20 protein-coding genes and 1 pseudogene are annotated in these 22,763 nt (G+C 67.6%); 11 read left to right on the forward strand and 10 right to left on the reverse strand.

Annotated elements, in window-relative coordinates:
* Nucleotides 1–330: 330 nt before the first annotated feature.
* Entirely contained in the window at nt 331–1,221 is an 891-nt protein-coding gene (penR, locus tag CFB82_RS22190) for a beta-lactamase transcriptional regulator PenR (RefSeq protein ID WP_046548392.1), read from the reverse strand.
* A gap of 128 nt (nt 1,222–1,349) precedes the next feature.
* On the opposite strand from penR, the gene blaPEN-bcc reads away from it, so the two are divergent.
* Complete coding sequence (gene blaPEN-bcc / locus CFB82_RS22195) at nt 1,350–2,288, forward strand: PEN family class A beta-lactamase, Bcc-type (RefSeq protein WP_089485298.1); 939 nt, start codon at nt 1,350–1,352, stop codon at nt 2,286–2,288.
* 479 nt (nt 2,289–2,767) lie between these two features.
* Here the strand turns inward: blaPEN-bcc and CFB82_RS22200 are convergent, their stop codons facing one another.
* From CFB82_RS22200 to CFB82_RS22210, 3 genes are all read right to left on the reverse strand, one after another.
* Nucleotides 2,768–2,968 (reverse strand): membrane protein, encoded by a 201-nt coding sequence (locus tag CFB82_RS22200; protein ID WP_046548390.1) that lies wholly within the window; start codon nt 2,966–2,968, stop codon nt 2,768–2,770.
* A gap of 571 nt (nt 2,969–3,539) precedes the next feature.
* Complete coding sequence (locus CFB82_RS22205) at nt 3,540–3,908, reverse strand: antibiotic biosynthesis monooxygenase family protein (protein ID WP_089426977.1); 369 nt, start codon at nt 3,906–3,908, stop codon at nt 3,540–3,542.
* Nucleotides 3,909–3,943: 35 nt separating this feature from the next.
* Complete coding sequence (locus tag CFB82_RS22210) at nt 3,944–4,390, reverse strand: MarR family winged helix-turn-helix transcriptional regulator (RefSeq protein WP_089426978.1); 447 nt, start codon at nt 4,388–4,390, stop codon at nt 3,944–3,946.
* A 176-nt stretch (nt 4,391–4,566) separates the two neighbouring features.
* On the opposite strand from CFB82_RS22210, the gene CFB82_RS22215 reads away from it, so the two are divergent.
* Nucleotides 4,567–5,073 carry a hypothetical protein gene (locus CFB82_RS22215; protein ID WP_089485299.1) on the forward strand — a complete coding sequence of 169 codons (507 nt, stop codon included), beginning with the start codon at nt 4,567–4,569 and terminating at the stop codon, nt 5,071–5,073.
* Nucleotides 5,074–5,215: 142 nt separating this feature from the next.
* On the opposite strand, the gene CFB82_RS22220 is transcribed toward CFB82_RS22215, so the two are convergent.
* Together CFB82_RS22220 and CFB82_RS22225 are read right to left on the reverse strand one after the other, a co-directional pair.
* Nucleotides 5,216–6,592, reverse strand: coding sequence for an ATP-binding protein (locus tag CFB82_RS22220; RefSeq protein WP_089485300.1), 1,377 nt, complete (start codon nt 6,590–6,592; stop codon nt 5,216–5,218).
* Nucleotides 6,589–7,251: a response regulator gene (locus tag CFB82_RS22225; RefSeq protein WP_069252188.1), complete on the reverse strand. Its 663-nt coding sequence runs from the start codon at nt 7,249–7,251 to the stop codon at nt 6,589–6,591. The genes CFB82_RS22220 and CFB82_RS22225 overlap by 4 nt, the downstream gene beginning before the upstream one ends.
* Before the next feature lie 231 nt (nt 7,252–7,482).
* Here CFB82_RS22225 and CFB82_RS22230 point away from each other — a divergent pair, with 231 nt between their 5' ends.
* The 7 genes and pseudogenes from CFB82_RS22230 to CFB82_RS22260 all read left to right on the forward strand — a co-directional run bounded on the left by CFB82_RS22230 (nt 7,483) and on the right by CFB82_RS22260 (nt 14,012).
* Nucleotides 7,483–7,836: a YgiW/YdeI family stress tolerance OB fold protein gene (locus tag CFB82_RS22230; protein WP_039366549.1), complete on the forward strand. Its 354-nt coding sequence runs from the start codon at nt 7,483–7,485 to the stop codon at nt 7,834–7,836.
* Between the two features lie 55 nt (nt 7,837–7,891).
* Nucleotides 7,892–8,752, forward strand: coding sequence for a MurR/RpiR family transcriptional regulator (locus tag CFB82_RS22235; protein WP_089485301.1), 861 nt, complete (start codon nt 7,892–7,894; stop codon nt 8,750–8,752).
* 52 nt (nt 8,753–8,804) lie between these two features.
* Nucleotides 8,805–9,230 (forward strand): GNAT family N-acetyltransferase, encoded by a 426-nt coding sequence (locus tag CFB82_RS22240; RefSeq protein WP_089485302.1) that lies wholly within the window; start codon nt 8,805–8,807, stop codon nt 9,228–9,230.
* Nucleotides 9,231–9,428: 198 nt separating this feature from the next.
* A pseudogene (locus CFB82_RS22245) lies at nt 9,429–11,095 on the forward strand (ankyrin repeat domain-containing protein).
* Nucleotides 11,096–11,270: 175 nt separating this feature from the next.
* The gene (locus tag CFB82_RS22250) at nt 11,271–12,131 is read left to right on the forward strand and encodes an isocitrate lyase/PEP mutase family protein (RefSeq protein WP_089485303.1); all 861 of its coding nucleotides are present in this window, start codon (nt 11,271–11,273) and stop codon (nt 12,129–12,131) included.
* A 337-nt stretch (nt 12,132–12,468) separates the two neighbouring features.
* Nucleotides 12,469–12,735, forward strand: coding sequence for a YodC family protein (locus CFB82_RS22255; protein WP_011354382.1), 267 nt, complete (start codon nt 12,469–12,471; stop codon nt 12,733–12,735).
* 101 nt (nt 12,736–12,836) lie between these two features.
* The gene (locus tag CFB82_RS22260) at nt 12,837–14,012 is read left to right on the forward strand and encodes a cytochrome P450 (RefSeq protein WP_089485304.1); all 1,176 of its coding nucleotides are present in this window, start codon (nt 12,837–12,839) and stop codon (nt 14,010–14,012) included.
* A 15-nt stretch (nt 14,013–14,027) separates the two neighbouring features.
* Here the strand turns inward: CFB82_RS22260 and CFB82_RS22265 are convergent, their stop codons facing one another.
* Complete coding sequence (locus tag CFB82_RS22265; protein ID WP_011354384.1) at nt 14,028–14,354, reverse strand: superinfection immunity protein; 327 nt, start codon at nt 14,352–14,354, stop codon at nt 14,028–14,030.
* 101 nt (nt 14,355–14,455) lie between these two features.
* Nucleotides 14,456–14,875, reverse strand: a complete 420-nt coding sequence (locus tag CFB82_RS22270) for a rhodanese-like domain-containing protein (protein WP_069252181.1) — start codon at nt 14,873–14,875, stop codon at nt 14,456–14,458.
* A 110-nt stretch (nt 14,876–14,985) separates the two neighbouring features.
* On the opposite strand from CFB82_RS22270, the gene ftrA reads away from it, so the two are divergent.
* Together ftrA and CFB82_RS22280 are read left to right on the forward strand one after the other, a co-directional pair.
* Nucleotides 14,986–15,960, forward strand: a complete 975-nt coding sequence (ftrA, locus tag CFB82_RS22275) for a transcriptional regulator FtrA (RefSeq protein ID WP_089485305.1) — start codon at nt 14,986–14,988, stop codon at nt 15,958–15,960.
* Between the two features lie 91 nt (nt 15,961–16,051).
* A complete protein-coding gene (locus tag CFB82_RS22280; RefSeq protein ID WP_089485306.1) occupies nt 16,052–18,478 on the forward strand; it encodes a DKNYY domain-containing protein in 2,427 nt (808 codons plus the stop codon).
* A gap of 199 nt (nt 18,479–18,677) precedes the next feature.
* Here the strand turns inward: CFB82_RS22280 and CFB82_RS22285 are convergent, their stop codons facing one another.
* Both CFB82_RS22285 and adiC read right to left on the reverse strand, forming a co-directional pair.
* Nucleotides 18,678–21,017, reverse strand: coding sequence for an Orn/Lys/Arg decarboxylase N-terminal domain-containing protein (locus CFB82_RS22285; RefSeq protein WP_089485307.1), 2,340 nt, complete (start codon nt 21,015–21,017; stop codon nt 18,678–18,680).
* A gap of 3 nt (nt 21,018–21,020) precedes the next feature.
* The gene (gene adiC / locus CFB82_RS22290) at nt 21,021–22,553 is read right to left on the reverse strand and encodes an arginine/agmatine antiporter (RefSeq protein ID WP_069252177.1); all 1,533 of its coding nucleotides are present in this window, start codon (nt 22,551–22,553) and stop codon (nt 21,021–21,023) included.
* Nucleotides 22,554–22,763: the final 210 nt, after the last annotated feature.

Consider the following 22,763-nt stretch of genomic DNA (forward strand, 5'->3'; position numbering starts at 1 on the left):
TGCGGCGCGGGCCGTGCGAAAGCGCCGGCGCTGCCACAGGGTTGACCTCGCAAGGTCCGTGTATTGAATCCCCTTTTGTATCAGGATGTTACGCGCCGCATTGGAAGGATATCCACAGGCTTGCCAACAAATTCTGTGGACAACTCGCAATCGATTGCGTCGTGACAGTTGAGGATCGGCCTGCCCGGGGCCGGCTCGCGACGCCCGTGAACAGAGGCTGCCCGATGTCTGCGTCGGCACGCTAATTCGTGCGCGATCAAGGGCTTAGGCCCCGGGTACCCAGGATATCCACATCCTTGCCAACACTTTCTGTGGACAAGCCGGGCCGCGTCATTCGGCCTGCGCCGTCGCAGCCGCCTCGGCCACGATCCAGTCGCGAAAGAGCGTCATTGCCGGCGTGAGCGGTTTCGACTTCAACGAAGTGAGCCAGTAGCCGCCGGCGCGCACGTCGATGTCGAGCGGCCGCACGAGCAGGCCGAGCTGCAGTTCGCGCGCGAACATGCAGGCCGGTGCGAGCGCGACGCCCGCGCCCTGCATCGCAGCCTCGACCATCAGCCGCGACGAATCGAACACGGGCCCGTTGACCGCCCACGGCGCAAGCTGCGCGGCATCGAACCAGCCGTGCCATTCGTCGGTGCGGTACGAGCGCAGCAGCGTTTCGTTCGCGAGATCGGCCGGTTGCGCGAGGCGCCGCGCGATGTCCGGCGCGCACAGCGCGGTGAGCGGCGCGTCGAGCAGGCGCTCGTTGCGCGTGGTCGGCCAGTTGCCTTCCCCGAAGCGGATCGCGAAGTCGAGGCCCTCTGCGGCCAGGTCGACGACGTTGTTGTTGGTCCGCATCCGCAGCTCGACGAACGGATGCGTGTCGCCGAACTGCTTCAAGCGCGGCATTAGCCAGCCTAGGGCAAACGTGCCCACGACACCGAGCGTCAGCACCTCGTGGAAGCGCCCGCCGTCGAACTGCTTGAGCACGGTCTCGATGCGGCTGAACGCGTCGCTGAGCACCGGCAGCAGCGCGCGCCCCTCGTCGGTGAGCCCGAGGCCGCGCGGCAGCCGTGTGAACAGCGTGCAGCCGAGCCGTTCTTCCAGCGAGCGCACCTGCTGGCTGACCGCGGCCTGGGTCACGCTCAGCTCCAGGCCGGCGCGGGTGAAGTTCAGGTGGCGCGCCGACGATTCGAACGCGCGCAGCGCATTGAGCGGAAGATGAGGGCGGAGCTTGGTCATAAGAATTTCTTTTGTCAGCGCTCAATTATCGTTGCTTGTCAGGCAACCGTAAAGTCCCGATAGTGCTGTCTCGCCGGCCGGGCGCGTTCAACACCCTTTCGCTCACATTCCACCACGAGACAACCGACATGACCTACTCATCGAAACGTCGAACCCTGTTGCTGGCCGCCGCGACGGCGCCGCTCGCATTGACCGTCGCCGCGTGCGCGTCGCGGCAGGTCATGGCGCCGGACGAGGCAAGTGCCGCAGCCGCGGCTGCGGCGGCGGCCGTGACGCCCGCTGCCGCCGGGCAGATGCTGGCCGAGCTCGAACGCAGCGCGGGCGGCCGCCTCGGCGTGTGCGCGATCGACATCGCGAGCGGCCGGCGCGTGGAGCATCGCCAGAACGAGCGCTTCCCGTTCTGCAGCACGTTCAAGGCGATGCTGAGCGCGGCGGTGCTGGCGCAGAGCGTCGATCGACCGGCGTTGCTGCAACAGCGCGTGACGTACACCAAGGCCGACCTCGTCAACTATTCGCCGGTGTCGGGCAAGCATGTCGACGACGGCATGACGGTCGCCGCGCTGTGCGAGGCCACGATCCAGTACAGCGACAACTCGGCCGCGAACCTGCTGATGAAGCTGCTCGGCGGCCCGTCGGCGGTGACGGCCTATGCGCGCTCGATCGGCGACGACACGTTCCGGCTCGATCGATGGGAGACCGAACTGAATACCGCGCTGCCGGGCGACCCGCGCGACACGACGACGCCGGCCGCGATGGCCGCGAGCATGCGCGTGCTGATGGTCGGCGAGGCGCTGCCGGCCGCGCAGCGTGCGCAGCTCGTCGCGTGGATGCGCGGCAACAAGGTCGGCGACAAGCGGATCCGTGCGGGCGTGCCGGCCGGGTGGACGGTCGGCGACAAGACGGGCACCGGCGACTACGGGACGACCAACGACGCGGGTGTCATGTGGTCGCCGTCGGGTGCGCCGGTCGCGCTGGCCGTGTACTACACGCAGGCGCGTGCCGATGCGCGCGCGAAGGACGACGTGATCGCGTCGGTCGCACGCATCGTGGTCCGGGCATTCGGTTGAGGCGGGCGGCACGACGTGCGTGACGCGATCCGCGTGCATGCCGTGCCGCAACCGTGACCCGCGTGATCAAACGTTGTGCGATCAACGACTTAGGTCATGCATGCTCAGGATATCCACATGCTTGCCAACAAAAATTGTGGACAAGCCCGCGCGCGGCCGCATCCGGCGTGGCGCGGGCCGCCGTGCCGCGTTTGAGGCGGCACGGACAAAGTCTTACGGATCAAGCGCTTGGCCTTGGTATGCGCAGGCTATCCACACGCTTGCCAACACAATCTGTGGACAAGCCGGTCCGCACGCACGGATGGCGCTCGGTCATGCGGCGAATGGGCGTGCGGGCGGCACTTTCCCGGCCGCGTGCCGCATTTGAAGCGGCGCGGACAAAGTCTTTCGGATCAAGCGCTTGGTCGCGGTATGCGCAGGCTATCCACATGCTTGCCAACACAATCTGTGGACAAGCCATGCGGCCGCGGTGGCGACAGTCAGGGCTGCCGATCGTCGACGGTGGGCCAGCGCGCGAACGCGAACACCCACAACATGATGAAGTTCAGGACCGGGACGAACATCGTCAGGATCCACCAGCCCGAATGCCCGGTGCGCCGAACGATGCGGACGTACGGATAGATGACGACGGCGACCAGCACGAGTGAGACGACCAGCTGCCACGCGGTGAAGTGTTCCATGGTCTTCCTCGGAGTGAGGTGTCGTGGTGCGGCGCCGGCGGAACGGCCGGCCCGTTGAGCCGTCGCGCGAAGCCGATGATGCGCGGCCGCGGCGGCTCGCGTGATCTTGACGCGTGGCGTGCGCGAGCGTCAAGGTGACGGTGAGGCGCTGCTTTCGCGCGGGATCGTGCGCTTGCGCGCAGGCCGGGGCCGTAGGGTGCCGCAACCGTGACGCCGTGCATGAAACGTCGTGCGATCAACGGGTTAGCGCAGGCTTGCGCAGGATATCCACAAGCTTGCCAACAAAATCTGTGGGTAAGTGGCGCCGCGCATGGCGGGCACGTGTGCGCCGACTGCGGCGCGCATCGTCGTGGCGTCGTGATGCGAAGTGCGGCGAAGCGGTGTATGCAATGGCCGTCACCGGGGCCTCGTCTGCATCACGCGTGCCAAAGTCCGTCGGATCAAGGGCTTAGCGTTGCGGTGCGCAGGATATCCACAAGCTTGCCAACATTTTCTGTGGAGAAGTCCGGGTGCGCGAGCGACGCGCGACACGCCCGCCAATGCCACGCGTTGCCCCGATTCCCGTGTGCACTCACGCGGTGCAGATACCGGCCACGCCGACTTTCTGGAACAGGTGCGGGCTCGCGACGGCGGACGACGGATAGGCCGACAGCTTGGCGACGAACGCCGGATGCGTGAACGCCGCGCGAAACGCCGCGGTCGATTCCCAGATCGCGTAGTTCAGGTAAGTTGGACTGTCGCCCAGCGCGCGATGCAACTGGGTCGAGATGAATCCCGGCTGCCGCTTCATGAATTCGGCGTCGTCCTTCCACACGGCGAGAAAGTCCGCTTCGTCGGCGGCGGCCAGCGTGAACACGTTGACGAGGACGACCGGCTCCGCGTCGATGGCGATCTGTTGCTGGATCGGAAAGGCCGGATCCATCGGTTTGAAATGAGGCATGGGAACTCCTGTGGGTGAGCGGGGTGATTGAACGTTCACGTCGATGCATCGGCGCCATGTGCACGGGACATCGCCGACAGCACGCGGATCGCCGCATCCAGGTCAGCCGAACTGAAATCGCCGGCGATGTCGCGGACATGCTGTTGCCACTGCCCGACCACGGCCTGATAGGCCGCCTCGCCGCGTGGCGTCAGCGCATACAAAGGGGAACGCTTGTGTGCCGGATTGGGTAGCGACTCAACCAGCCCTTCGTCGGTCAGCACGTTGATCTGTTTCAGCACCGCCTGCCGCGTGATGCCCATCGCGTCGGCGATCTGCGGGATGTTCGGGGCTTCCGGCGCCAGCGAGATGGCGCCCAGCACCTGCCAGCGCGCACTGGTCAGGCCGTGCGGTCCGGCAAAGGTGTTGCCCCATTCGATCAGCAGGCCGTTCAACCGGAATACGGACAGCGCGACGGTGGTCAACTTCGCGGATTTCGTCATGTTCGATACGCAGGATGAATTGACAACTACTTTACGTATTGGACAACCGGTTGTCAATTTGGCGATTGACCGTCACGGAGCGAGGCGGGGTAGGTAAACTGGCGATGCGATCCGGCACCGGTAACATTTGCCGCGCCGGATGGCAGGCCAACAATAAAGAACCTGGAGAGAAATCAGTGAGGACGATCTGGAAATCGATCGCCGTGCCGTTGATGGCGGCGGTATGCGGCACGAGTGCGCATGCCTGTCAGCCGGCCTACCGTCACACCGAGTATTTCGGCGAGCGCGCCTACCTGAGCGAACAAATTCGCGACAAGGTGCTCGACGACATCCGTGCCAATCACTACACCGTCATCGAGCCGCAAATCGGCTTGCTGTTCTATCCGATCGTCAGAAAGGGCAACGCGATCTACCTCGGCAACCAGCCGATCGCGACGGAGAAGGACTCGTTCTGGTATCTCGGGCACGGCTATTACCAGTTGAACGGCCAGCTCTATTACATGGGCGAGCGAGTCGGTGCGTATCCGAGCGGAGGCACCGTCGTCGTTCATGTCGAGGATCGCACGCGCCCCAGGCCGGACGACTATCCGAAGGGGCGACTGTATTGCCGTGTCGAGCATCACGCCAGCATCCTCGAAACCTCGACCGGCCTGCGGATCGAGCGAATCGTCGACGACAACTGAGTCGGGTGTACCTGACCCGGCCGGGCGCATTTGCCGCGCACGAGCGGCAAACCCTTTCGGATCAAGGGCTTGGTGTCGTTAATGGAAGGTTGTCCACAAGCTTGCCAACACAATCTGTGGAAAAGCCGTGCGTCGCGCGGCGTCAGGCCGGCAGCGGAAAGCGCACCGTCACGGTCAGCCCGCGTCCGCCGTGCGTCGTGCTGAGCGCGACGGTCGCGCGATGCTGTTCGGCGATCCGCTTGACGATCGACAGCCCGAGCCCGCTGCCCGACGACGTGACGGCCTGCGCGCCTTCACCGCGATAGAAGCGCTCCCACACGTCGGTGCGCTCGGCTTCCGGGATCCCGGGGCCGTCGTCGGCGACTTCGAGCACGGGCGTCGTGCCATCGATGCGTGCGGACACATCGACGCGCGCACCGTCGCCCGCATAGCGGATCGCGTTGTCGACGAGGTTGTTCAGCAGTACGCGCAACGTGTCCGCGTTGCCCGACGTCATCACCGGTGTCGACACGATCGCGCCGAGATCGATCCGGTGCGCGTCGGCGACGCGCGTGCGATCCGATACCACCGACCGGCACAGCGCGGCGAGATCGACGGGGGCTGACGCGGAGACGGCCGCCTGCGCATCGGGTTCGAGGCGCGCGAGCGTCAGCAACTGCTCGGCAAGGTGGCCGAGGCGTGTCGTGCCTGCATGGATCTGCGCGAGGATGTGCTCGCGCTCTTCGGCAGTCGCCGCGCGCCGCAGCAACTGCGACTGGATCGACAGCCCCATGATCGGCGTGCGCAACTCGTGCGCGGCATCGGCGATGAAGTGGCGCTGCAGCGTGAACGAGCGGTCGAGGCGTGCGAGCAGGTCGTTGATCGCTTCGGCGAGCGGTCGGACTTCGTTCGGCATCGCGCCGACGTCGACCGGTTCCAGATTGTTCGCATTCCTACGTTTGAGGCCGGATGCGATCGTGCGCAGCGGCCGCAACCCCGCGCCGATGCCGAACCACAGGCCGATCGCGAGCAGCGGCAGCATCGAGAACACGGGCCACAGCAGGTGCACGGCGATGCCCGCGATCGCTTCCCATCGTGCGTGGCGTGCCTGCGCGAGCCGGATCGTCGTGCCGCCGCGCTCGGTGACATAGGTGCGCCACGGCTGGCCGCCGACGTCGACGCTCGCGATGCCTTTCTGCTCGGGCGGCGGCAGTTTCGAATCGCGGTCGGTCGAATACACGAGCGTGCCGTTGCGCCAGACCTGCAGCAGCACGGCGTCGGGGTCGCTCGCTTCGAAGCCGTGCTTGCCGTTGGCGTGGTTGCTGAACGACAGCTCGCCGTTCGGGCCGACGACGATCTGCTTCGACATGCTGCGCATCTGGTCGTCGAGCAGGTCGTCGAGCTCGCGCAGCGCGCCCCAGTAGGTGCCCGCGCTCGCGACGAGGCCGATCACGCAGGCGGCCGGCAGCAGCCACGTCAGCAGGCGCCGCCGCAGCGACGCGTTGCGCCAGCACGCGATCGCCCGTTGCATGTGCGTCATGCGCCGTCACCGATCCGGTAGCCGACGCCGCGCACCGTGCGGATCGTGTCGTGGCCGAGCTTCTTGCGCAGGTTGTGGATATGCACCTGCACGGCGTTGCTCTCGATTTCCTCGCCCCAGCTGTACAGGCGCTCCTCGAACTGCTCGCGCGAAATCACCGCGCCCGGGTCGCGCATCAGCTCGTGCAGCAGCACGAACTCCTTCGGCGACAGCGGCACTTCGTCGTCGTTGAGCCAGACGAGGTGCTTGACGGGGTCGAGCCGCAGCGGGCCGATCACGAGCGTCGTCTGCGCGCGGCCCGCATGGCGGCGGTTCACGGCGCGGATCCGGGCGAGCAATTCGTCGAGCTCGAACGGCTTGACGAGATAGTCGTCGGCGCCGCTGTCGAGGCCCGCGATGCGGTCGGGCACGCCGTCGCGCGCGGTGATGATGATCGCGGGGAGGGTTTCGTCGCGGCGGCGCAGCGCGGCGAGCACCGACAGGCCGTCGCGGTTCGGCAGCCCGAGATCGAGCAGCAGCAGGCCGTAGCCGGTCGCGCGCAGCGCGAGCGACGCGGCGTCGCCGTCCTTCACCCAGTCGACCGCGAAACCTTCCTGTTTGAGGCCCTGTTCGAGCCCGCTGCCGATCAGCGGATCGTCCTCGACGAGCAATACGCGCATGAATTGGTGTCTCTTCAACGGGGCGCCGTGGCACCCGGGGTTCCCATGATAAGCGCCCCCGTCTTAGGCGGACCTTAAATGCGGGCGGCGCGCGGCGGCCTTTCGTACGTGTCTGGTGCGGCACCGTGTCACTTCGGCACGACCTTCAGGCTTGCTTAATCTTACGGTCCGTAATCTGGGCCGTCGCGTTCAACGGAGCGCGGCATCCCATCGAAGAAGAGGAACGAGATCATGAAACACCTGGCCAGAATCCTGACGGTCGCGCTCGCCACGCTGCCTGCCGCCGTCTACGCGCAATACACGGGGCCCTCCGCGCTGACCACGACCACCGTGAAGGAACTGCTCGCAAACGGCAAGGACGACCAGCACGTGCAGTTGCAGGGCCGCATCGTCAAGCATGTCGGCGGCGAGGATTACGAATTCGCCGATGCGACCGGCACGATCCGCGTCGAGATCGACCACAAGCTGTGGGCGGCCGGCCAGCCCGTCAGCGACAAGAACGAAGTGAAGGTGACCGGCGAATTCGAGCGCAAATGGTCGGGCAGCGTGAAGGTCGACGCCGATCACGTCGAAGTGCTGCGCTGACCGGTGCGCGCGGGGCCGGTGATACCATGGACGACCGGTTCCCGTTCCCACCAAGATGGCCGCCAATTTCGACGAACTCGCGTCCCGGATCCGGGCGCAATTTTCCGAGCTGAGCCCGCAATTCCAGGCGGGTGCCGCCTTCCTGCTCGATCATCCCGACGAAGTCGCCACCTCGTCGATGCGCAAGGTCGCCCAGCGCGCGCAGGTGCAGCCTGCATCGCTTGTGCGGCTCGCGCAGCAATTCGGCTTCCCCGGCTGGAACGAGCTGCGTGATCTGTGCGTGGCACGCGTGCGCACGCGCCCCGAGCCGCTCACGCAGCGGGCGCGCTCGCTCGTGCGGCCCGACGCGAGAGCGTCGCTCGCGCACGACCTGCTCGCCGCGCAACAGCACAACCTGTCGGCCACCGCCGCGCAGAACGAGCACGCGCTCGCCGATGCCGCGAAACTGATCCGCAAGGCGTCGCACGTGCACGTCGCGGGGTTTCGCTCGTGCTATCCGGTCGCGTTCGGCTTCGTGTACGGCTACCGGCTGTTCCGTCCGACCGTGTCGCTGCTCAATGGCGTCGCCGGTTCGCTCGAGATGGAGCTGCGCACGATCGCGAAGCAGAGCGTGACCATCGTCGTCAGCTTCGCGCCGTATTCGCAGGAAGCGACGCGCGTCGCGCAGGCCGCGAAGGCGCAGGGCAGCCGGATCGTCGCGATCACCGACAGCGCGGTGTCTCCGATCGCACTGCACGCGGATGCGCAACTGATCTTCACGCACGACAGCCCGTCGTTCTTCCCGTCGCTGGTCGCCGCGCATGCGATGGCCGAAGCGCTGGTCGCGCAGTTGCTGGCGCTCGAAGGCAGCGATGCGATCGCCGCGCTCGAGCGCACGGAAGCGGAACTGCACGCGAAGGGCGCTTACGTCGTTTGACGCGGTTCGCGCGGCGCCCCTTCCTCATTCAAGATTCAAGCGGATTCAACCGATGACGTTCACATACGAGGTGACGGATGCAGGCGACGCGAACGTTCGCAAGCAGATCGTCGCGCCGCTCATCCGGTTCAACGAAAGCCGGGCCGGCCCGATCGATGCCCGGCCGCTGGCCGTGGTCGTGACCGATGGCGAGGGTGCGGTGGTCGGTGGCCTGTGGGGCAGCACGGCGTACGGCTGGCTGCATGTCGACCTGCTCGTGGTACCCGAGGCCGCGCGCGGCCAGGGCGCGGGTACGCGCATCATGGATCTGGCCGAGGCGGAGGCCGTCGCGCGCGGCTGCCATAGCGCGTGGCTCGACACGTTCGACTTCCAGGCCCGGCCGTTCTACGAGAAACGCGGCTATGTCCGCTTCGGCGAGTTGCCGGATTATCCGGTCGGACATTCGCGCATTTTCCTGACGAAGACGCTCGCGGGCTGAGTGCCGCCGCCGCAGGGCGCGGCGCGGCGCGGTTGACGACGTCGCCGGCCGTCGCCTAGGATACCGGGCAGCGATGCAAGTCGCTTCCGGGTCCGCGGAAAGGGTTGAACCCACCTGTCGCAGCAAATTCAGCTTTCCCCCTGTCCTTTGTGCTGGCGGTATTGCGGACCTTCGGCCATTCACTGCACGAGGATTCGCATGAAAAAGCTGCCTCCCAAGGCCAATCCCGATCATCTGAAAAAGCAGGCCAAGGCATTGTTGCGCCTGTACCGGCAAGGTGACGCCGATGCCGTCGCGCGCTTTGTCCGGTTTCTTCCTGCCGCCGCGAACCATACGCACGACGAAGCGCTCGCGCTCGGGCTTCGGCTGCATGACGCGCAATCCTGCATCGCGCGCGAGTACGGCTTTGCGTCATGGGCTGATCTCGGCGCGTTCGTCGAAACGCATGCGCTGGCGGGGCAACAGCGTTCGCAACTGATCCGGCGCTGGCTCGACCTGGCGTACGGGGGCGACGTGACCGGCGGCGACGGCGCGCCCCGGCCGCGCGTCGCCGCGCAATTGCTGCTCGACCATCCGGATCTTATCGCAGTCGATTCGACCGTCGCGTGCGCGGCCGGCGATCTCGACGCCGTGCAGGCGGCGCTGGCCGCCGATCCGGGCTGGATCGCGCGTGCCGGCGGCGCGCTGAAGCTGCCGCCGTTGGTCGCCGTCACGCATTCGCGGCTCGGGCGGCTTCCCGAGTTTGCCGCCAGGCTGCGCGCTTGCGCGCGTCTTCTGCTCGATGCCGGCGCCGATCCGAACCAGCGGATCGGCAACCGGTTTGCGCCGGCCTCGCTCGCCGAACCCGACGAAGCGGGGCCGCTGTCGGCGCTGTACGGCGCGGCAGGCGTCAATCGCGATCCGGTTCTCACCGCGATGCTGCTGGAAGCTGGCGCCGACCCGAACGACGGCGAATCGCTGTATCACTCGGTGGAGCATCCGGCCTGTACGCGGGTGCTGCTCGAACACGGCGCGCGGGTGGGCGGGACGAATGCGTTGCGGCGCGCGCTCGATATGCGCGACGCGGATGCGCTCGAACTGCTCTCGCGCATGGCGGCGACCCGAACGAGCCGCCCGGCGCGGGGCTCGCGCAGACCTGGGGCGCACCGTTGTTGCGGGCGATCGGCGTGCGCTGCTCGGCGCGCCACGTCGCCGCGCTGCTGGCGGCCGGCGCCGATCCCGGCGTGCAAACGCCGACAGGTATCAGCGCCTACCGGCTGGCGATGCAGACCGGGCTGTCCGACGTCGCGGCCTTGTTGCGTGCGGCCGGCGCGGAGGAGGCGCTCGACGCGGCGGACGCATTCGTGGCGGCCTGCGCGCGCGCCGATGCCGACGAGGCGCGGCGCATCCAAGCGCGGCGTCCCGAACTGCCCGGCGCGCTGCCCGCTGAACGGCTGCGGTTGCTGCCGGACGCCGCCGCGTGGGGTTCGGGCGACGCGGTGAAGGTCATGGTCGAACTGGGTTGGCCGATCGCCGCGCGGGGCGGCGACTGGGACGCAAGCGCGCTGAATCACGCGGTGTTCCGCGGCGACGCGGACTTGCTGGCGTTCCTGCTCGCGCACGGCGCGAACTGGCGCGACCTGCACGGGTTCGGCAGCGACGCGCTCGGCACGTTGTCGTGGGCATCCGTCAACGAACCGGAGCAGGTCGGCGCTGCCGACTGGGAGGCTTGCGCGCGGGTGCTGCTCGCGCACGGCGTGCCGCACGCCACGCGGGACCCGTCGAATCCGGACGACGTGCTGATCGACGGCCGCGCGATGCGCTTCTCCGACGCCGTCACCGACGTGTTGCTCGGCATCGACGGCGGGCCGACCGCCTCGATCTGAACGACCGTGGGCCGGCGACGGGCAGGCGGCGGCGCCGGCCCGCTCGTTGCCGGCGGCTGGCGTACAGTCGGCGTGCCGGGTTTTCCCGATCGCGCGACGACATTTCGGCGAACGCTGAAACGTCGCGTGCACGACCGGCGTAAGCTCGGTCGTCAACTTCCTTCCGGAGTCCGCGATGACCCGTTCCGACCTGCAAGCCCGCCAAGCCGAAGCCTTCCGCGCACTGCATGCGCGTCCCGGCGCCTTCATCATCCCGAACCCGTGGGACGCCGGCACCGCGCGCCTGCTCGCGATGGCCGGCTTCGAGGCGCTCGCGACCACGAGTGCCGGCTACGCGTTTTCGAAAGGGCAGCCTGACAACGCGATCGACCGCGACGCGATGCTCGATCACATCGCCGAGATCGTTACCGCGGGCGGTTTGCCCGTCAGCGCCGATCTGGAGAACGGCTTCGGCGACGCGCCCGACACGGTGGCCGAAACGATCCGGCTCGCGGCGGAGGCCGGCGCGGTGGGCGGCTCGATCGAGGACGCGACGGGCCGCGCCGACGCGCCGATCTACGCACGCGAAGCGGCGATCGAGCGTATCGCGGCGGCCGTCGACGCGGCACGCGCGCTGCCGTTCCCGTTCACGCTGACGGCGCGCTGCGAAAACTACCTGCATGGCCGCCATGACCTCGCCGACACGATCGCGCGGCTCGTCGCCTATCGCGACGCGGGCGCCGACGTGCTGTACGCGCCGGGCATCACCGATGCGGGCGACATCGCGGCGGTGACTCAGGCGGTCGGCGCGCCCGTGAACGTCGTGATGGGGCTGCAGGGCGGATTGCTGAGCCTCGACGCGCTGGCGGCGCTCGGCGTGAAGCGCGTGAGCGTCGGCGGCGCGCTGGCGCGGGCCGCGCTCGGCGCCTTTCTGCGCGCGGCGAAGGAGATGGCGCAGGACGGCACGTTTACGTTTACGCAAGCTGCCGTGCCCGGGCGCGATATCAACCGCTGGTTTGCGTCACCCGATAATTCGCCGGTTTTGTTCGGGGAATGAGCGCAGATAAATGGTGGGATCGTTTCCAATCGAAAGCTGATTGACAATAATCAACCGATTTCGCGTCTCAATTAAACGTCGCTGACGACGCAAAATACATCGTCTATTCTCCGCATTCCCGGCCGTTCGACCGGCGCCGGCGTACAAACCACGCGGGACCGGGGGATCGGGCGATCGCCGTGCGCGTCGATGCCGCGCATTGTTGCATTTCCTCGGTCAGTATGTTTTTGAACGCGGGAGTTGCCGGCTGATTATTTGATTGATAATCTGCGGCACGTTCGAAAGAACAGTGGGTGGTCCGCCGGGAATATCGATATATATAAATGCTGAGAGAGCGATGACAAACCGAGAAAATCAACGCGTCAGGTTTCGCGTCGGCGATGTCGTGACGCTGAAGACGGGCGGGCCGCGCATGACCGTCACCTATGCCGGGCCGGTCGTATTCGACGACGGCGACTGGTTGATCTGCCAGTGGTTCGACGAAAACGGCGAATTCCGGCAGGAAATGTTCCCGCACGACACGGTGGTGCCCGAGCCGCGCGCGATTTCGGCCGGGCGCGTCCGCATGCGCATGCAGTCGCATCGCTACCGGTCGGCGGCCTGACGATCATCTGTCGTCGTAAGGCAGCCACGCCCGGTCTCCGCGCCGCGACATTTCACGTCAGCCCGAAACATGCGGCGGTGCGTTGCACGGATACTGTCTGCATGAACCCGACCGATCCCATCGCAGCGGTCACGCACCGCGATCCCTATCCCTACTATGCGGCGCTCGTCGACGGGCCGCCGCTCGCGTTCGACGCCACGCTCGGCCTGTGGGTCGCGAGCCGCGCGGCCGCCGTGACGGCCGTGCTCGGCCACCCGGCCTGCCGCGTTCGCCCGCTGGACGCCCCGGTGCCGCCCGCGTTGCGCGGCACGACGGCCGGCGCGCTGTTCGGCGAGCTGGTGCGCATGAACGACGGCGCGTTGCGGCACGACGTGCCGAAGCAGGCGCTGCGCACGGCGTTCGCGCCGATCGACACGGCGGCGCTGCGCGACCGTGCCGCGCGGATTGCCGCGCGGCGCTTGCCGGCGCCGGACGATGCCGGCGCGCTGAACGCGTGGTGCATGACGGTGCCCGTTTGCGCGGTTGCCGATCTGCTCGGCTTCGACGAGGCACAGCTCGACGGTATCGCGGCGCAGGTCGTCGATTTCGTCGCCGCGCTGTCGCCCTTGTCGGATGCCGTGGCACTGGCCCGCGCGAGCGACGCTGCGCGAGCGCTGCTCGACCGGATGACGGAGCACGTCGCACAGACGCATGCGCACGACGGCACGCTCGTCGCCGCCGTGCAGCAGGCGGCCCGCGCGTCGGGCTGGCAGGCGAGCGGTGCGCTGGTCGCGAATCTCGTCGGGCTGTTGTCGCAGACCTGCGAGGCGACCGCCGCGTGGCTCGGCAATACGCTGGTGGCGTGGAACGGGGAAGCGGGGGCGAGCGCCGCGCGCGTCACGCCGGACGATGCCGCGCTCGACGCATTCGTTGCCGAAGTCGGGCGCTTCGATTCACCGGTGCAGAACACGCGCCGCTTCGTCGCATCGCGCACGGCGATCGAAGGCGTGGCCGTCGAAGCCGGCGATGCGATTCTCGTCGTGCTCGCCGCCGCGAACCGCGACCCGGCCGTGCATCGCGACCCGCAGCGGTTCATGCCTGACCGCGCGGCCAGGCCGAATTTCGGCTTCGGCACGGGGCCGCACGGTTGCCCGGGCGAGCGGATCGCGCGGGCGGTGACGGCGGGGGCGTTCGGGGCGTGGCTGCGTGCGGGCGGCGTACCGCCGCACGAAGGGCTGGTGTGGGACTACCGCGCGTCGACCAACGTCAGGATGCCGAAGTTCGACGCGCCACGCTGAAGGGGAAAGAGGGACTTAACGGCAGCCTTGCTTCTCCGCCCATTGCTCCTGGGCGGCAACGCGGCGCTGCACGCGTTCGACGAGGCCGGTCGAGAAGGTCCGCATGCTGATGCCGCGGCGCTTCGCGAGGATCGTCTGCGCGACATCGGTGCGCGGGTTCGGCTGGCAGGCCCAATACAGCGTCATCAGCCAGCCGATGCCGGTCCATCCGAACAGCGCGTTGAACATCGCGACCGTCAGCTTGTCGTGCCGGCCACGCCGGTCGGCAATGACCGCCGGCAGAAAATAGATCGCGATCGCGGCCACCGAACCGGCCACTTGAATCAGGACTGCGTTCTGCATGTTGCTGCTCCATCCGAACTGCAATGGGACTGATTGTCGCGCTTTTTCCGTTTGCGTGCAGGCCGTGGCCAAGCAATTGATTGTTGCGTTTTTAATGACGATCAGCCGGCTTCGGCGTCCGCCGGCTGCACTTCGTTGCTCAGCGCGAAACCTTCGTCGAGCCAGCCCGTCACACCGCCGATCATCAGCTTGACCGGCCGGCCGAGGCGCGCGAGCTGGATCGCCGCGCGCGCGGCGCCGTTGCAGTGCGGGCCCGCGCAGTAGACGACGAACAGCGTGCCGGCAGGATAGCCGGCGAGCTTGCTCTCGATGATCTTGCGGCGCGGCAGGTTGCGCGCGCCGGGCACGTGGCCGGCGGCGAACTGATCGGGGCCGCGCACGTCGAGCAGCACGAAATCGGGCGTGCCCGATGCGAGCGCGTCGTGCACGTCCCAGCAATCGGTCTCGAAGCGCAGCGATGCCTCGAAATGCGCGAGGGCGGCGGGGCTGTCGGCGGCGGGCACGTCGGTGACGTAGGACATGGCAGGTTCTCCTGAAGATTGCGCGGAACGCGGTGGAATGAGGGGCAGTATCGCGGTTCGGCGCGTTTCGCGGCAGTGGCGCGATCGACAAGTTCCGGTAACATCGCGCCATGCACAATCATCTCGTCGTCGCGCTCGCCTACGATCGACTCTGCACGTTCGAATTCGGCTGCGTGGTCGAACTGTTCGCCCTCGAACGCCCCGAGCTCGGGGTCGACTGGTATCGCTTCGCGGTCTGCGCGAGCGAGCCGGGGCCCGTGCGCGCGGCGGGCGGCATCACGGTCGCCGCGCCGTATCGGCTCGCGACGCTCGATCGCGCCGACACCATCGTGATCCCCGGCTGGCGCGATCCGGACGAACTGCCGCCGGAGCCGTTGCTGAAGAAGCTGCGGGCCGCGCATCGCCGTGGCGCACGGCTCTGCTCGATCTGTTCGGGCGTGTTCGTGCTGGCCGCGGCCGGCGTGCTCGACGGCCTCACGGTGACGACCCACTGGCGCTATGCGGAGAAACTGCAGGCGCGCTATCCGGCGCTGCGCGTGAATCCCGATGCGCTGTACGTCGACGAAGGGCAGGTGATCACATCGGCCGGATCGGCGGCGGGGCTCGACATGCTGCTGCATCTCGTGCGCCGCGATCATGGCGGCGCGATCGCGAACCGGGTCGCGCAGCGCCTCGTGCTGCCGCCGCATCGTGACGGCGGGCAGGCGCAGTTCGTGCCGCGCCCGGTCGCGCCGGGCGGCACCGACCGGCTCGCGAAGCTGATCGACTGGATGCGCGCGCACGCGGCCGAGCCGCACACGCTTGCGTCGCTCGCCGCGCAGGCCGCGATGAGCACGCGCACGCTGCAGCGTCAGTTCGCGGACGCGACGGGGATGTCGCCGCTCGCGTGGCTGATCCGCGAACGCGTGAATGTCGCGAAGGACATGCTCGAAGCGCATCCCGCGCTGTCGCTCGCGCAGGTCGCGGCGCGTGCGGGGTTCGGTTCCGAGGAATCGCTGCGCCGGCATTTCCGGCGCGTCGCGGCGACGAGCCCGGCCGCGTACCGGCGCGGGATGAGTCGTGGCGTAAGATCGCAGGACGCTTGAGCGCCGCGCATCCGCGCGGTGGCGGCTTTCGTACCCGGCGGCGCATCGCCTGCCCGGGGCATTCCGGACGAAAGCGGAATAGACCAACAACATGACACTCAGAGAGAACCTCGGATTCGGCTTCACGCGCGACGCCACGCACGTGTACTGCCATGACGAGCCGTTGCGGGACCGTGCCGGCAACCTCATCGACGGCATCGTGATCGACGGCTTCCGGCCGTTGTCCCAGTATCTGGCGACGGACGGCGTGCGTGCGTACGCGTGCACGTTCACGTGGTTGCGCTTCACCGTGCTCGACGTCGATGCCGCGACGTTTCGACGGCTGGACGAATCGCATGCCGTTGACGCGAACCATGTCTACTTCCAGAACCGCAAGCTTGCCGGCGCGTCGCCCGCGAGCTTCCGGCTGCTGAACGATGCATGGGGGCACGACGACCGCTACCTGTATCACTACGGCAAGCGCATGCGCGGCGCGGATCCCGCGACGCTGCGGTGGGTCGGCGCGTATCTGGTCGATGCGCAGCGGGTCTGGTATGGCGGACGGGCGCTCGAAGGCGCCGATGCGGCGAGCTTCGTCAGCGCGGCCGATGTCGCGCAGGATCTCGCGACCGACCGAGTGCGGCCTTACCAATACGGGCACGCGATCGATCCTGGCCCGCGCGAGAAGTGGGAACGCGACTGGTCGCCGTTTTTTGCCGCACGCCCCGAACTGCAAGGCTACTGGTGGCACACGCTGGTCGGGCAGGCTGCGGCAGACACGCCGGAGAAAGAACTTGGCGGCGGGTACCGGGTAGTCGGCAACCAGGTGTATCTGCACGACCTGCCGCTGCTCGAACCGGATGCGGCGACGGTCCGGTGGCTGGGCGATTCGTTCATCGCCGACCGGTCGCGACTCTATTCGTACTCGGATTACCACACCGGCTTTCTCCGCGGCGGCCCGCTGCCGGGCGATCCCGCCCAGTGGCGACAAGTGGCCGGGCCGTGGTATCAGGCCGGCGACCATTGCTATCTGAAGCAGTGGCGCGGTCATGCGGAAGCCGCGAAAGTCGACGGAAACACCTTCGAAGTCCTGAACGATACCTATGCGAAGGATCGCCATGGCGTGCTGTGCATGCTGGTACGCAAGCGCGGCATCGATCCTGCCCGGGTCGAAGCGATCGGCGACCATTATCTGCGCGACGGCGGCCGCCTGTTCTATTTCGGCAAGGAAGTGAAGGCGCGGTTCGATGGCGCAAGCGCCGAATTCGTCGGGCACGGCTTCCTGCGCGACGGGCAGGGGCGGTTGCTGCACGGCAACCAGCCGTGTCGCCGCGGTGTCGATGGCGCGACGCTCACGTTTCTTTCCGAGTATTTCGCGCGCGATCGTGCGCGGGTCTACGTCTATTGCAACGGTGCCGAACTCGTGCCGCTGCCGGGTGTCGATCCGGCCGCCTTTCGTCTCGAACAGCCCGATGTCGGCACGGACGGCAGCCGTCGATATGTCTATCAGGCGTGGCTCGCTGCGTGGCGCGCCCGGCATCGAACGCCGATGCCCGACTACGTGCCGCCGGATTACGTGGCGCCCGAAGCGGGCGCGCAGGCCGAAGCCGCGCCGGTGCCTGAATCGGTATCGGCGCATGAAGCGTCGCAGTCGCCGCTTGCCGGGGCGGTTGCGGCCCGTCGTGCGTGTGTGCTCGAATGGACGCGCGACGGCACGGGCGACGTGCGCCTGGTCGTCGCCGGCGAAGGATTCTGCGACATCTGGGATCTTGCGCGGCGACGGGTGGTCGCGTCGTTCGAACTGCCGCGTCCATTCGTGCCGGACGAAGCGGAAGCGACTGCCACGGACGGGCTGCGCAACGTGCCGGTGAGCGCATCGGCCGATGCGGCGCTGTCGACGCTGATCGTCGCGTACTGGGACAACACGGCGCTTTACCGGGTCGACGCCGCGAACGGTACCGCGGACGTGTGCTGGCGCGCCGAAAGCCGGTACGACGATCTGGAGCGGGTTCATCTGTCGCCCGACGCGCGCGAAGCGTGGGTGCGCATCCGCAACCGGCTCTACCGTGTGCCGCTCGCCGGCGGCGGCACGCTCGACGTGCTCGATTACGACATGGCCGACGTGCGCTTTCAGGATGCGCCGTTCGCGGTGAGCGCGGGCCGGCGTCGCCGTGCATTCGCCCGGGATGCCGCGCTGACGGTGCGAACGGATGGCGAAGCCGATTGCGAATTGCCGGGCGCGGACAATGGCTTCCCCTGCGCGTTTTCCGACGATGGTGCCCGCGTGCTGGCGCGCGACGCGAAATGCGTGTTGCGTGAGTTCGATGTCGGCAGCGGCAAGCGGCTCGCGTTGCATCGTGGCGGCTGGTGCGAGCGCAGGTGGTTCAAGAGCCAGGCCGGCTGGATCGGCGGTCGCCTCGTGTTTGCCGGCCTGCCGATGGGCGGGCGGGGCGAGGTCGACATCTGGGATGTGCTCGACAACCGGCTGCTGTTTCGCATCGAGGCCGCGGTACGCGTGCCCGAGCCGGACGCGGGCTGACACGGTCGCGGCGCTGCGGCAGGTCGTTCGCGGGAAGCGCGCCGGGCGATTCCGAAACCGGTGCGAGCAACCGACGCGATCGCGCCGTGGTACGACGCATGCATCGGCCAACCCGACGACGGCGCAGCGCAGGCGGCCGGTTACCGGCGCAACCGGCCGCCTGAACCGAACGGCCGCATGCACCGCGGCCGGCGCATGCTCAGCGCGTGCGGGTATCGTGCGCCTTCTGCTTGATGCACGCGATGCGATACACGCCATCCTCGACCTCGACACCGTGCGTGTCGTGCGTGAAGCCGGGGAAGCGCAGGTCGTACTGCTCGAGCGCCTTCAGGTAGCCGAGCAGCGGGCCGTCGGCCGGCCCCGCGTTCTCGCCGGGCATCAGCAGCGGAATGCCGGGCGGATAGGGCACGACGCCCGTCGCGACGGTGCGGCCTTCCATCTCCGCGAGCTCCAGCATCTCGATGTCGTTGTGCACCAGATGCTCGAACGCCTCGGCCGGGCTGTAGTCGGGCTTCGGCAGCGTCGAGAAGCCGCGCGACATCATCTCGGTCGTCTTCAGGTCGCTCATCGCGCTGAACATCAGGTCGCACAGATCGCGCAGGCCGAGCTTGCCGTAGCGTTCCGGATAACGCGCGACGAGTTCGGGCAGCGCCTGTTCGAGCGGCGCGTTCGCATCGTAGTCGCGCTTGAAGTCGAGCAGCGTGTTGACCAGCGTGCCCCACTTGCCCTTCGTCACGCCGAGCGAGAACAGGAACAGGATCGTGAAGTCGGTCGTTTTCTCGACGACGATCCCGTGCCGGTCGAGATACGCGGTGACGACCGACGCCGGAATGCCGACCGGCATCAGCCCGCCGTGCGAGGCGACGCCCGGCGTGACGATCGACACCTTGATCGGGTCGAGCATGCAGTAGTCTTCCTCGATATCGCCGAAGCCGTGCCACGTGTCGCCCGGATGCAGCACCCAGCACGACGGATCGGTGGCGAGCAGCGTCTCGTCCGCTTCGTGGAAGCGCACGCGCCGGCCCGTCTTGCGATCGACGACGCTGTCGGGCTGCCAGCCGTTGAAGAACCAGTCGTTGTTCTCCGCGCATTCCGTATGCAGGCGCGCCAGCATCTGGCGGAAAGCGACGGCCTCGCGGATCGCGTCGGTGGTCAGCGCCTCGCCGCCGGGGCCGTCCATCATCGCGGCGCTCACGTCGTTCGACGCGATGATCGCGTAGTTCGGCGACGTCGACGCATGCATCATGTACGCCTCGTTGAAGCGGGCGTGCTCGATCGGGTTGCGGCCGTCGCGAACATGAATGAACGATGCCTGCGACAGCGCGGCGAGCAGCTTGTGCGTCGATTGCGTCGCGAACACGGTCGGCTTGCTCGCGTCGTGTTGCGACGGATCGCCGTGCATCGCGTGACGGTCGCGATAGATCGGGTTGAAGCGCGCGTAGCCGTACCATGCCTCGTCGAAATGCAATCGATCGACGCTCTGGCCGAGCAGTGCCTCGACGCGCGCGACGTTGTAGCAGAGGCCGTCGTACGTCGAGTTCGTGATCAGCGCATGCACGGGCGTCGGGTCGATGCCGTCGCGGCCGCGCACGAGCGGGTTCGCGTCGATCGCGAGGCGCACGGCGGCGGCCGTCAGCCGCTCGGGCATGATCGGCCCGATGATCCCGTAGTGGTTGCGCGACGGAATCAGGTAGGTCGGAATCGCGCCCGACATCGTCATCGCGTGCTCGGCCGACTTGTGGCAGTTGCGGTCGCACAGCGCGACCTGGTTGCGCGTGACGCTCGCCATCAGGATCACGCGGTTCGACATCGACGAGCCGTTCGTCACGTGATACGTGCGATGCGCGCCGAACACGCGCGCCGCATAGCGTTCGCTTTCACCTATCGGGCCCGAGTGATCGAGCAGCGAGCCGAGTTCGCCGACCGAGATCGACAGGTCGGAGCGGAACAGCGATTCGCCGAAGAATTCGAAGTACGCACGGCCGACCGGCGATTTCAGGAACGCGGTGCCGCCCGTGTGGCCGGGCGTGTGCCACGAGTATTCGTACACGCGCGAGAACTGCGCGAGCGCGCGGAACATCGGCGGCAGCACGGTTTCGCGGTAGCGCTCGATCGCGGCCACGATGCGGCCGCCGATGAATGCGGTGGTGTCCTCCAGCATCCAGATGAAGTCGTCGGCCTTGCGCATCGCGTCGACCGGAATCGCGGACGCGCTCGCGCGGCTCGCGAGCAGGAACACGGGCACGGTCGCGTTGCGTGCACGCATCGCGTCGAGCACGGCCTGCGCGGGTGCGTGGTCGGCGTCGTTGCCGAGTTCCCAGTTGAGCAGCAGGCACTGGATCGCCGGATCGGCGGCGACCACCGCGCACGCATCGTCGGCGGACGTCGCGATCACGACGTCGACGAGCCGCGTGCGCAGTTCCTCGGCAAGCGCCGTCGCGGCGCGCCCGGTGGCCGTGCGTTCGTCGATGTCGTGCTGCACGAGCAGCGCCTTCATGCCGAGGCGGCGGAAGGCCGGTTGGGTCAAGGAAGCAGTCATGTGTCATTCCCCCGTTTGCTGGGTTGCCTGGACGCTCGCGGCAACGGCCGGCGAGCGCGCGTGAAGGGTGTCGGCCTGGTGACGGCCCACGGAGATCCAGAAGGTGGCGGCGAGCGCGGCGATGGTCACGCCGAGTGCGAGATAGCGCACCCAGCGCGGCGAGCGGCCGCCCGGATGGATATGGGTTTCCTCGATCTCGCGCTGGCGGTTGATCGACAGCTCGTAGAAGACGATCGTCGCGACGACGAAGATCAGCGACCAGCGCGTTTGCTGGCCGTCGGAGCCGACCATCGCCCACAGCGCGTAGACGGCGCCGATCAGGCCGACGATCGTGTAGAACGTGAACTGGTGCGACGGCATCTTGCCGTAGCCGAGCACCTTGATCGCGATGCACGAGTAGATGTACGGCAGCAGCGTCATGATCACGGCGATCGACGCGATCTTGCCGAACTGTTCGCTCGCGCTCGGCGACATCGTCGCGAGCACCTGCACCGACATGATCAGCGCGACGATCGCGAGGCCGGCCGACGGCACGTTCTTCGAGTTCACGCGGGCGAACACGCCGGCGAACAGGCCGTCGTCGGCGGCCGCCTTCGCGGTCTGGCCGACCAGCAGCGTCCAGCCCGCGAGCGAGCCGAGGCAGCCGAGCGCCGCGCAGATCGCGACCGCGTTCGCGGCCGACTCGCCGAGCGCGAGGCGCGCGGCATCCGCGAACGGCGCGCTCGATGCGAGCAGCGCCTTGTTCGGGATCATCCCCATGATCACGGTCGAGCTCAGCACGTAGCAGACGGCCGCGAGCACGACGCCGCCGACGGTCGCGATCGGCACGTTGCGCGACGGGTTCTCGACGACACCGGCCGATACCGACGCACTCTCGACGCCGATGAACGCCCACAGCGTGAAGTTCAGCGTCGCGCCGATCGCGCTGAAGCTGTTGGTGCCCGACACGTTCCAGCCGGCGAAATACACGTCCTTGCTGAACCAGAACCAGCCGAACACGGCCATCCCGAGGATCGGCACGAGCGCGAAGATCGTCGTGACCGACTGCACGCGGCCGACGACGTTCGGCCCGAGGATGTTCGCGTACGTGAACAGCCAGATCACGAAGATCTGCGCGAGCGCGAACACGAGCGGGTCCTTCAGGACCGGGAAGAAATGCGTGAGGTAGCCGAGGCCGGCGACCGCGAGGCCGACGTTGCCGAGCACGTTCGCGAGCCAGTAGATCAGGTTGGTCTGGTAGCCCATGTACGGGCCGAACGACTTGCGCGCATACGCGTACGGGCCGCCGGCGGCCGGGTCGATCGCGGCGAGCTTCGCGAACACGAGCGCGAGCGACACGGCGCCGACGACGGTGATCAGCCAGCCGAAGATCGCGATGCCGCCGGTGGCGGCGAGGTTCGCGGGCAGCATGAAGACGCCGGAGCCCATCATGTTGCCCGCGACCATCAGCGTGGCGGGAATGACGCCGATTTTCGGCGCGGAAGCCGCGGCCGACGGGGCGGCGGCGCGGGAGGAGGACGAGCTGGCATCGGACATGCGACGCTCCTTGACGAGACGTGTTGCGGTTGAAGTGGCGCGGCGTGGCGCCGGTTGACGATTCCGGCATGAATCGTCGTTTTATTTAACGTTTTCATGTTATCGCCTTGGTGGTTTTTAATAAGGGTAAACGCCGGTATTTAATAACTTGAATATTGATGAATGTCATTGAAACCAGTGAATCGGTGTTTGAGTTTGGGTGTGGGCGGG

The organism is Burkholderia sp. HI2714 (assembly GCF_002223085.1).
In the GTDB taxonomy this organism is placed as follows: Bacteria; Pseudomonadota; Gammaproteobacteria; order Burkholderiales; family Burkholderiaceae; genus Burkholderia; species Burkholderia lata_D.

What these genes read in the sequence shown, in the direction of transcription:
- adiC (WP_069252177.1), bottom strand. Translation starts at nt 22,553, where the DNA reads ATGTCCGATGCCAGCTCGTCCTCCTCCCGCGCCGCCGCCCCGTCGGCC.
- CFB82_RS22240 (WP_089485302.1), top strand. Translation starts at nt 8,805, where the DNA reads ATGACGTTCACATACGAGGTGACGGATGCAGGCGACGCGAACGTTCGC.
- CFB82_RS22210 (WP_089426978.1), bottom strand. Translation starts at nt 4,390, where the DNA reads ATGACGAAATCCGCGAAGTTGACCACCGTCGCGCTGTCCGTATTCCGG.
- CFB82_RS22285 (WP_089485307.1), bottom strand. Translation starts at nt 21,017, where the DNA reads ATGACTGCTTCCTTGACCCAACCGGCCTTCCGCCGCCTCGGCATGAAG.
- CFB82_RS22220 (WP_089485300.1), bottom strand. Translation starts at nt 6,592, where the DNA reads ATGACGCACATGCAACGGGCGATCGCGTGCTGGCGCAACGCGTCGCTG.
- CFB82_RS22255 (WP_011354382.1), top strand. Translation starts at nt 12,469, where the DNA reads ATGACAAACCGAGAAAATCAACGCGTCAGGTTTCGCGTCGGCGATGTC.
- blaPEN-bcc (WP_089485298.1), top strand. Translation starts at nt 1,350, where the DNA reads ATGACCTACTCATCGAAACGTCGAACCCTGTTGCTGGCCGCCGCGACG.
- CFB82_RS22280 (WP_089485306.1), top strand. Translation starts at nt 16,052, where the DNA reads ATGACACTCAGAGAGAACCTCGGATTCGGCTTCACGCGCGACGCCACG.
- penR (WP_046548392.1), bottom strand. Translation starts at nt 1,221, where the DNA reads ATGACCAAGCTCCGCCCTCATCTTCCGCTCAATGCGCTGCGCGCGTTC.
- CFB82_RS22225 (WP_069252188.1), bottom strand. Translation starts at nt 7,251, where the DNA reads ATGCGCGTATTGCTCGTCGAGGACGATCCGCTGATCGGCAGCGGGCTC.
- CFB82_RS22230 (WP_039366549.1), top strand. Translation starts at nt 7,483, where the DNA reads ATGAAACACCTGGCCAGAATCCTGACGGTCGCGCTCGCCACGCTGCCT.
- CFB82_RS22250 (WP_089485303.1), top strand. Translation starts at nt 11,271, where the DNA reads ATGACCCGTTCCGACCTGCAAGCCCGCCAAGCCGAAGCCTTCCGCGCA.
- CFB82_RS22235 (WP_089485301.1), top strand. Translation starts at nt 7,892, where the DNA reads ATGGCCGCCAATTTCGACGAACTCGCGTCCCGGATCCGGGCGCAATTT.
- ftrA (WP_089485305.1), top strand. Translation starts at nt 14,986, where the DNA reads ATGCACAATCATCTCGTCGTCGCGCTCGCCTACGATCGACTCTGCACG.
- CFB82_RS22260 (WP_089485304.1), top strand. Translation starts at nt 12,837, where the DNA reads ATGAACCCGACCGATCCCATCGCAGCGGTCACGCACCGCGATCCCTAT.
- CFB82_RS22270 (WP_069252181.1), bottom strand. Translation starts at nt 14,875, where the DNA reads ATGTCCTACGTCACCGACGTGCCCGCCGCCGACAGCCCCGCCGCCCTC.
- CFB82_RS22205 (WP_089426977.1), bottom strand. Translation starts at nt 3,908, where the DNA reads ATGCCTCATTTCAAACCGATGGATCCGGCCTTTCCGATCCAGCAACAG.
- CFB82_RS22265 (WP_011354384.1), bottom strand. Translation starts at nt 14,354, where the DNA reads ATGCAGAACGCAGTCCTGATTCAAGTGGCCGGTTCGGTGGCCGCGATC.
- CFB82_RS22200 (WP_046548390.1), bottom strand. Translation starts at nt 2,968, where the DNA reads ATGGAACACTTCACCGCGTGGCAGCTGGTCGTCTCACTCGTGCTGGTC.